Raw genomic sequence first — 7,747 nt, forward strand, 5'->3', positions numbered from 1 at the left:
TTGTTCGGCCAGTTTGGCAACAAATTCATCGACAAACACTTGCATATCAGCGGTGACGACTTTTTATCCGACTGCCTAAGTAGTTGTAGCCAAACAAGGCTGGAATCGCGACGCCTAACCCGGCAACCGTCGCGGTTAACGCGGCAGCAATACCGGGGGCGATGGAGTTGACGTTGACTTCACCGCTGACGGCAATCGCCGCGAAGGTAATCATAACGCCGACCACGGTGCCTAATAGGCCTAAGAACGGGCCACCACTAATCGCGATGGTTAATAACACCATTTGTGAATTGAGTTTTTGCAGTTCTCTGACCACGACGGCATCCATGGACGCTTTTACCGCTTGCATAGCGCCAGCGCTTAAGGTTTTGTTGCCATTGCGTAAGCGTTTATTCATTTCGTCAACGCCGGTGTGATAAATCCGATAAATCGACGAGCCGGCGTAGCTGTTTTGGTGTTCGGTGAGTGAGAACAGCAGCGGTGATTCTTCGAACTGCTCATCGTCTTCGCCGTCTTTCGTGGTTAAGTGACGTCAGGTCTTGCACACCGATTTTGCTAAAACGCTTCCTCGAATTTTTTTDTTTTTTTTGTTTTGTCCGTGTACCCGGTTAATGACGATGATTTTGACGAGCATCACCATCCAGCTAATGACAAACATCACGCCTAAGATGCCGATGATGACCCAGCCGTCGATAGTCACGTTGTCTAGGGTCGCCATGAAATAAGATTCGCCCTCTTCGCCATCGCTATCAGGCGTTAAGTCATCGCCATAACTCAGCAATGCCGAGCCTACGCCTTGCATTTGTACGTCGAACTTAATGGCGTTAGCGTCTTTAACGGTTTTGTACACGGTGAATTGGTCTATCATGCCGGTAAATCCATTGGCACCGGTTAAATCCGCGCCTAAACTCATTTCGCCGCTAATGTCGGCTAAGTTTACCGATACTTGACCGGCGGCAGCGCCATCGATATACAGCGTGACAGTACCATTGCCTGCGGTGACGGTTAAGTTATGCCAGGTGCCGGGGGCGACGGTGGCTTGTGCGGTTAACACTTGCTTGGCACCGGAGGCATCGGTGATGTCAAGGACAGGGGTTTGGTCTTTTAAGCTTAACGTCACGCCATTAGCGTTGCTGGCGCGTTGAAAAATGACGGCTGGCTGAGCTTGGTCGAATTTCAACCAGGTGGAGATGGTCCAACCGCTAGCGGCTGCCATCACTAAAGAAGGGGCATTAGGAATTTTTACGCGTTGTTTGCCTTGAAATACCGCTGCACCGGCAATTAAGCCGCCTTCACCATAAGTGGCAGTCGATTCAGTGGGGTTAGTGGCATTAGCGGTCATGTCTTTGAAACTAGCCGATTCAAATTGATAGCTTAAGACTTCGCTAACATCATAAGCGCCTTTGCTATCTTGTGCGTCTACCGCCTCGGCGTTGCCGTAATACAACCAAAAGCTAGGTTCTGCGGCGGTCGCGAGTTCTTTAGGTAACTTAACCCAAATTAACGCCATTTCGTTTAACGCATCAAATTTTTCGATATAGAATTTTAGCGGTGTTTTTTCATCATCGGCTAAGACTCTAAAATCTTTGCCGTTTTCAGCCAGCTCTAAAAAATTAGCGAAATTGCCGGTATGTAACCGCACTAAGGCGAAGGCATCTTCGGGCAATTTCACGCCATCTTGCTGCAATTTTTTCGCATCGATGCTGAGCTTTTTCTTATAGCCCCAGTCATCGCTCCACCACGCCGACGCGAGCGACGGCAAACAAGCAAAAAGAATCAACAAAAGACCCAAACGCTTCATCATGTATTTCTCATTGATATTAAGATTGAGAAAGTATGACAAACAATCATTACAGTTATATGACTATGAATGCGTTTGGCAGGACTTTAGCTCAGTTCAGACTAATGTCACGACCTAAACTATTGTAGGTAATCAAAACCAGGGTTATATCGATAAGCGGCAAGTCTATGAATAAAAGTAAAAATTCTTTTATCTATATAGACTTAGTTATTTATTGCAAAATTATTACACCTGCATGACAAAAGCTAAAACAATTGACGACAACAGGGGTGATTCTTTTTTAAACGAGCTTAGCACGTCTAGCCATATAAACATTGGTTAAGCGAATATAAATGCAGTGCTATCAAATACGCGGTTGGCAGTTTTATCAAACTAGCAATACTTAATAGCGTTGAAATGAGTACAATCAATAAATTTAGCGCTAAATAACAAAGCCCTTTCTCCTGATTCCTAACCACAACATCATGATTTTTATTCATTCAAGCCAGCAACGCTCATTTCTTTTGCAATAAATACCCAGAATACGTCACGTACTCGGTTCCATTTTGGTTTACGATACGAACCGTTTCCTGCATACCTCGACCTAAACCAAGAATTAGCGCTTCAGTATCGGAAAGTGGTGCTATCGGAAGAGTCATATTGTTAATTTCAAACTCTGGTAAGGAATACTCTAGCATTAAAAAACCGTCTTTCTCACGAATCGCGCATTGCCTTGGCACCACCCCATCACCATCAGCAAGATTAATAATCTGATATTCGCCTAAGCGGTTACGCAACGCATTCGGAATGGGAACAGGTTTAATTTTTTCCCCGACAACAAACGTTTGCCCCTGATAATGCGCTAAAACCAAATCATGACCGGCAATGCTGCGTAGCGATAAACCAACGTCGGCCAGTGCTTTAGGCTGAATAGGAAATAAGCCAAACAGCTTATAACGAAGGCTAAAATAACCATCTTGTCGAACGACAAAATCCAAGGTTTTACCGTCAATTTCGGTAACCAGTTCATCGCCATCAGCAGTTAACCTAGCATAACCGAGTACCGTCGCATATTGTCCTGCTGCTTTTTGTCGCTCTTCTGTAGTCAGCATGCGCGTGCTTTGTTGCGGCTGGTCATCATCGTCGATAGGTATTTGCTTACCGGTTTTTACTGCCACGGCTAATTTTAAAGCTGTGTTAGTCACTTTCATTAACAAATCGCCCGTCGGTGGCGAGTTCACTGAAATGATAATGCCTAGCTTGTGTTCAGGTAATAAACTAAGTTGGCTTCGGTGATATAACGTAGCACCGCCATGTTCTGCAATCGTGCCTATATTAAGGTTATTACGCAACATCCAACCTAGACCAATCTGAAAACCAACATCAAGCGCTACCTGCTCATTTTGTGAACGTAGCATTTCCTTTAACGTTGCGGGCTGTAAAATTTTGCCGACCATTAACTTTACCATCAGCAAACACCATTTTGATAAAACGACTCATATCCAACACGTTCGCATTTAAACCACCAGCCGGCGTGTCGCGTAACGGAACTTCGTTGGTTTCATTATAGTTTTTATAGGCTTTGGCTACGTTATTACCCACTAGTGCTTGAGAAAACTCAGCGTTAACCATGCCTAAAGGCTGCAATAACTGTTCTTTAGCATAGATGTTGAAATCTTTACCCGCAACGCGCTCAACCATCGCACCTAATAACGTTTAAACCCAAGTTGGAATACGACCAAATCGTATTCGGCGGATAAGCGATATATTCATCTTTAAGCTGACCAACTAGTTGCGAAAAAGGCTTAGGCTGTTGTATCCACATGCCATTACTCATATCACCCGGCAAGCCAGAATGATGAGTCATGATGTTGCGCGGTGTGATAGGCCCAGCATCGGTAAACCGAGTCTTAATCCAGAAATCGGGTAAATAGGTTTGTAACGGCTTATCGATATTTAATTTACCTTGTTCAGCTAATTGCATGACTAAAGTATCGGTAAATAATTTAGAAATTGAACCCATCCGGTAAACCGTTTCAGGTGTTGCCGGAATTTTATTAGCCGCATCGGCATAACCAAAACCTTGCGCCCATACCACTTTTTGCTCATCAACCAGCGCAATACTTAAGCCCTCAACGTTTTTGTTCCGCCATGGTCTCTTGAATCAGCCAAGTCAAATAGGTTTTGGCAAAGCTGTAATCATCGGGTAGAGCCGTACTAGGTCTTATGGGTGGCACAGTGCAACAAGCAGTTAACAAAAATAAGAAACAAAACACTACTGTTTGAATGATTTTCATCGGAAACCCTTATTAAATTGGTCATTGACATGATTAACACATGCTGACAAGCAGCATTTATATATGCTTGCGAGAGACCGATGAATAATACAATTAAATCTATAACATTTTTGTTAGCGGTATTAACCTAATGCGCAGCTGATTGTTAGAAAAATAGTCGAACATTGCAGCGGTAGATAACTTTCAGCTTCACGGATGGTGGGCAGGCTGACGAATAGCAAATTCAATCAATGATCTACCCAGCATGAGTTTTAAAATTCATATTTAAACCCCGCCTGCACTAGTCTCGGCGAACCCGGCAATATGCCGCGCACTCTATCAACGATATAAACATTATCGAGCATGTTTTTGAGCGACACATAAAGCGTCAAGTCTTTATATAGGCGATAAGAGGTCGCGAAATTAACAATGGCATAGTCGCTGATTTTGCCATACTGACCTGATCTTGCTTCAACGCTATTAGGACCGTTAGGATGGTCAGCAGCATTTTCTAAATTCATGAAATCGGCAAACTGCTCGGCGACAAACACGGTTTCAAAATGTGCATCGAAACCGCTAGCATGTGAATAACCTACTGTCGCAGTAAGTAGATGTTCTGGTGCATAAGGCGAACGTTTACCAGGTGCTGAACCGTACACTAAACCACCTGGACAGTTAGACGAAATAGAGCCGTCTGATAACGGTAAACAACGAAATGCTGTCGTCGTATCGGCAGTAGGTATCCATGTGTAAGCAACTTCTACATAGGGGTTATGGCTAGAATGAAAAAAATCGCCAAAATCCATACGACTCATGAATTCAATACCTTGAAACAAGGCCTGACCTTGTGCAACCGGCGTGTCGTTACCGCCTACCGTGCCTAAAACAGTCAACGCCTCAAAGTCGTTATGGAAAAAAAGTCAATTCGGTTTTCATACCGGTAAGTGGCTGACTACGAACGCCTACTTCATAATTCCAACTTTTTTCTGGGCCGATTTCTACGCTATTACCATTGTTATAAACGCTGTCCTCAACCCTAGGCGGCGCAAAACCACGATGAAAGCCAAAAAATAAGGTGGCCTGGTCAATCGGGCTGTACGTTAACGAGAATGATGGTAGAGGTTCTGTCATGCTGTTTTCACCACTTGCCTGTTGCCCTGGCAAGTTGTTAATACGCTCATAGCTAACCGATTCAACTCTGACACCAGGCGTGGCAGTCCAGCGTCCTATGATGAATTTATTTTGCATAAAACCGGCGTAGGCGTCGGCAAAACGGTCGCTATTTTCAATGACCATACCAGAACGTGCAGTTGGGGTGCTACCGTCAACAGTGGTGCGATATTGGCTTTCAAAATGAGCGCGAAATCCTACATCTAATTCGCTATCAATACCGAATAATTGATGGCTAGCATGTAATGTAGGGGTAATGCCCCAGGTGTCATAATTACGAAGACGCCCACGAGTAAAATTGCAGCTATCAACATTAATCGCTTCACCGTTAAGTCTTTGTTCGCGGTATCCCACATAGCCCGCATTATCGCAGTTCAAATCGGTTGGCTGTTGATTCATTTGCCGCCAGAAATCACGGTGGAAAGTTGTCCAGTAAAAACTGGTCGATAAAGTCATGTTATTATTCAAATAATACTCATGGGTTGCCGAAGTCGCCCAGCGTTCAGTGGTAAAACGGTCGTTTTTGAACGGGTTATAGCGTGCGCCAAAATTGCGGTATTCTGCTTCGGTCAAACCAAAGGTCGATTGCGAGTCTTCTTGGTAAAAATCACCGCGAAACGTCAAACGATGACGACTGTTAATATCTATGATGCTTTTTAAATTGACATCATCTAGTTCGACAAAGGTGTTGTCGCGGGCACCTTGACCTTCCTTATGAATGTAGTCGATAACACCACCTGCAGCGTCGATGCCTGAAACTTTATTAGCCATGCCGCCGTAGCGTAAATGACCGTTTAGGTAATCGCGATTACCGCCGGTAAAACTAGCAAAACCACCCGGTTTAGTCGGTACTTGTGGGGTTAGGTAATTGATAGCACCGTTGATGGTTTGTGGACCAAACTGCGTTAAATCAGCGCCTTTAAAAATTTCTACACCATCATAACGCTCTATCGGTGGATGGTAGTAAATATCATTGTCGCCATAAGGCGCATAGTTAAACGGTAATCCATCTTCCAGAAACAACACTTTGGTAGAGCGAAATGGATTCATGCCTCGGATGCCAATATTCGGTCGAATACCAAAACCTTCTTCATCGCGAACGTACACGCCTGGGGTCTTGCGTAACGCTTCATTAACGGTAAATACTTGGTCAATAAATAACCGTTCTTTGTCTAACACTGATACCGAACCAGACATATTCTGACCTTTAGTGTTGCTTTCGCCAACAACTTCAACGGTAGGTAATTGAGATGTCGTTACGCCTTCTGTGACGTTAAGATTATTCAAACTGGTTTGTTCATCAGCCATCGCGTCAAATGCGATAATTGCTAGCAACAACAGCGATAATAGTGGATTATTGTTATTCATGTTCTAGTACCGGTTAGTCGTACAAAAGGTCGTGAAAACGCATGGCGTCGTCTACCTTTTAAGTAAACTTACTACGCGTACTGCGTAGAATAACGGCTTGACATGAATTGAAACTTAAAAATGAGCAGTTGGCAAGGTGACTAGTAAATTTATTGAGTTTTTATTAACACAAAGGTAACACCACGGTAGCCAGAAATCCACCTAATCGTTGGCAGCGACTAATCTGTAATTCGCCTTTGTATGAATTTACGATGTCAGAAACAATGGCTAAACCAAGACCGTGACCTTTTACTGACTCATCTAACCGTAATCCTCGTTGCGTCAACAATTGCGCCTCTGCTTCACTGCAACCTGGCCCATCGTCGGCTATCGCAATAGTCAGGTCATTGGTAAAAACGACGTCAACACTGACCTCGTGCTTAGCCCATTTACAGGCGTTATCCATTAAATTGCCTATTATTTCCAGCATATCTTCCCTATCCAAATGAATTCGTAAATCAGGCGCAGAGACAGAAATTGTTAATTGCTTTTCCGCGTAAATATTTTTCAGTAACTCTGCCAAACTGTAGAGTTCCTCACGAGGATTAAACGCGGTGCTTACTTGTTGATCACCAGCAATGCGGGCGCGCTTCAGTTCACGTTCTATGCAGTGGTGGATGTTGTCGATTTGAGCTTGTAATTGCTGTTTTAGCTCAGGATAGTCTTCAAAGGCAGGATGCTCGGCCACTTTAAATAACAGTGCCATAGGCTGTTTCAACGCGTGAGCTAAATTGCCAATCGCAGTGCGCGATTGTTGCAACCGGCGCGCGACTAATTCCAGCAAGCGATTGATTTCTTTAACTAAAGGCTGGATTTCTATGGGCACGTCTAAATCAATGTGCTGCTGATGTTTAACAGCGACTTGTTCTAGTTCATTACCTATCTTTACAAGAGGTAGCAAAGAGCGTTTTACATCCCCTCGTTGTAATAAAATCGCACTGACAAAAATAATTAAAGTCAGCTCGAAATAAGCTAAACGTATCGAAGTAATATCATGATCAACTGCGGATAAATCTTCAGCAACGCTGATATTGATTCTATGACCAAATTTTATTAAACCTAAGCCTAGGACTAAAAGCGGGCGTTGCTCGGGTCCTTCAAGGTGGTAAACGCT

10 protein-coding genes are annotated in these 7,747 nt (G+C 43.9%); all 10 read right to left on the bottom strand.

The genetic code is table 11. The annotated features are described in order from the left end of the window. Positions 1-46 precede the first annotated feature (46 nt). A complete protein-coding gene (locus VZ94_RS28875) occupies positions 47-397 on the bottom strand; it encodes a MotA/TolQ/ExbB proton channel family protein (RefSeq protein WP_239649867.1) in 351 nt (116 codons plus the stop codon). Positions 398-532: 135 nt separating this feature from the next. Then, on the bottom strand, positions 533-1,804 hold the full coding sequence (locus VZ94_RS11525) for a DUF2341 domain-containing protein (protein ID WP_239649868.1): 1,272 nt from the start codon (positions 1,802-1,804) through the stop codon (positions 533-535). 296 nt (positions 1,805-2,100) lie between these two features. Then, positions 2,101-2,280 carry a hypothetical protein gene (locus VZ94_RS11530; RefSeq protein ID WP_045779346.1) on the bottom strand — a complete coding sequence of 60 codons (180 nt, stop codon included), beginning with the start codon at positions 2,278-2,280 and terminating at the stop codon, positions 2,101-2,103. A 15-nt stretch (positions 2,281-2,295) separates the two neighbouring features. Beyond that, on the bottom strand, positions 2,296-3,198 hold the full coding sequence (locus tag VZ94_RS28880) for a serine hydrolase domain-containing protein (protein ID WP_239649869.1): 903 nt from the start codon (positions 3,196-3,198) through the stop codon (positions 2,296-2,298). Then, positions 3,179-3,481, bottom strand: a complete 303-nt coding sequence (locus VZ94_RS28885; RefSeq protein ID WP_239649870.1) for a serine hydrolase — start codon at positions 3,479-3,481, stop codon at positions 3,179-3,181. The genes VZ94_RS28880 and VZ94_RS28885 overlap by 20 nt, the downstream gene beginning before the upstream one ends. Further along, entirely contained in the window at positions 3,474-3,878 is a 405-nt protein-coding gene (locus VZ94_RS28890; RefSeq protein WP_239649871.1) for a serine hydrolase domain-containing protein, read from the bottom strand. Before VZ94_RS28890 ends, VZ94_RS28885 begins: the two co-directional genes overlap by 8 nt. Positions 3,879-3,912: 34 nt before the next feature. Then, positions 3,913-4,077, bottom strand: a complete 165-nt coding sequence (locus tag VZ94_RS28895; protein ID WP_239649872.1) for a hypothetical protein — start codon at positions 4,075-4,077, stop codon at positions 3,913-3,915. 251 nt (positions 4,078-4,328) lie between these two features. Continuing rightward, the gene (locus VZ94_RS30700; RefSeq protein WP_275575212.1) at positions 4,329-4,949 is read right to left on the bottom strand and encodes a TonB-dependent receptor domain-containing protein; all 621 of its coding nucleotides are present in this window, start codon (positions 4,947-4,949) and stop codon (positions 4,329-4,331) included. A gap of 13 nt (positions 4,950-4,962) precedes the next feature. Further along, a complete protein-coding gene (locus VZ94_RS11540) occupies positions 4,963-6,594 on the bottom strand; it encodes a TonB-dependent receptor family protein (RefSeq protein ID WP_275575213.1) in 1,632 nt (543 codons plus the stop codon). 163 nt (positions 6,595-6,757) lie between these two features. Next, the coding region (locus VZ94_RS11545) for a sensor histidine kinase (protein ID WP_045779347.1) at positions 6,758-7,747 on the bottom strand (990 nt) is incomplete at its 5' end.

Source organism: Methylocucumis oryzae (assembly GCF_000963695.1).
Taxonomy (GTDB): domain Bacteria; phylum Pseudomonadota; class Gammaproteobacteria; order Methylococcales; family Methylomonadaceae; genus Methylovulum; species Methylovulum oryzae.

Excerpts from the sequence above, each read along its gene's own strand:
- VZ94_RS28875 (WP_239649867.1), bottom strand. The coding sequence starts at position 397 with ATGAATAAACGCTTACGCAATGGCAACAAAACCTTAAGCGCTGGCGCT.
- VZ94_RS11530 (WP_045779346.1), bottom strand. The coding sequence starts at position 2,280 with ATGAATAAAAATCATGATGTTGTGGTTAGGAATCAGGAGAAAGGGCTT.
- VZ94_RS28880 (WP_239649869.1), bottom strand. The coding sequence starts at position 3,198 with ATGCTACGTTCACAAAATGAGCAGGTAGCGCTTGATGTTGGTTTTCAG.
- VZ94_RS28885 (WP_239649870.1), bottom strand. The coding sequence starts at position 3,481 with ATGGTTGAGCGCGTTGCGGGTAAAGATTTCAACATCTATGCTAAAGAA.
- VZ94_RS28895 (WP_239649872.1), bottom strand. The coding sequence starts at position 4,077 with ATGAAAATCATTCAAACAGTAGTGTTTTGTTTCTTATTTTTGTTAACT.
- VZ94_RS11540 (WP_275575213.1), bottom strand. The coding sequence starts at position 6,594 with ATGAATAACAATAATCCACTATTATCGCTGTTGTTGCTAGCAATTATC.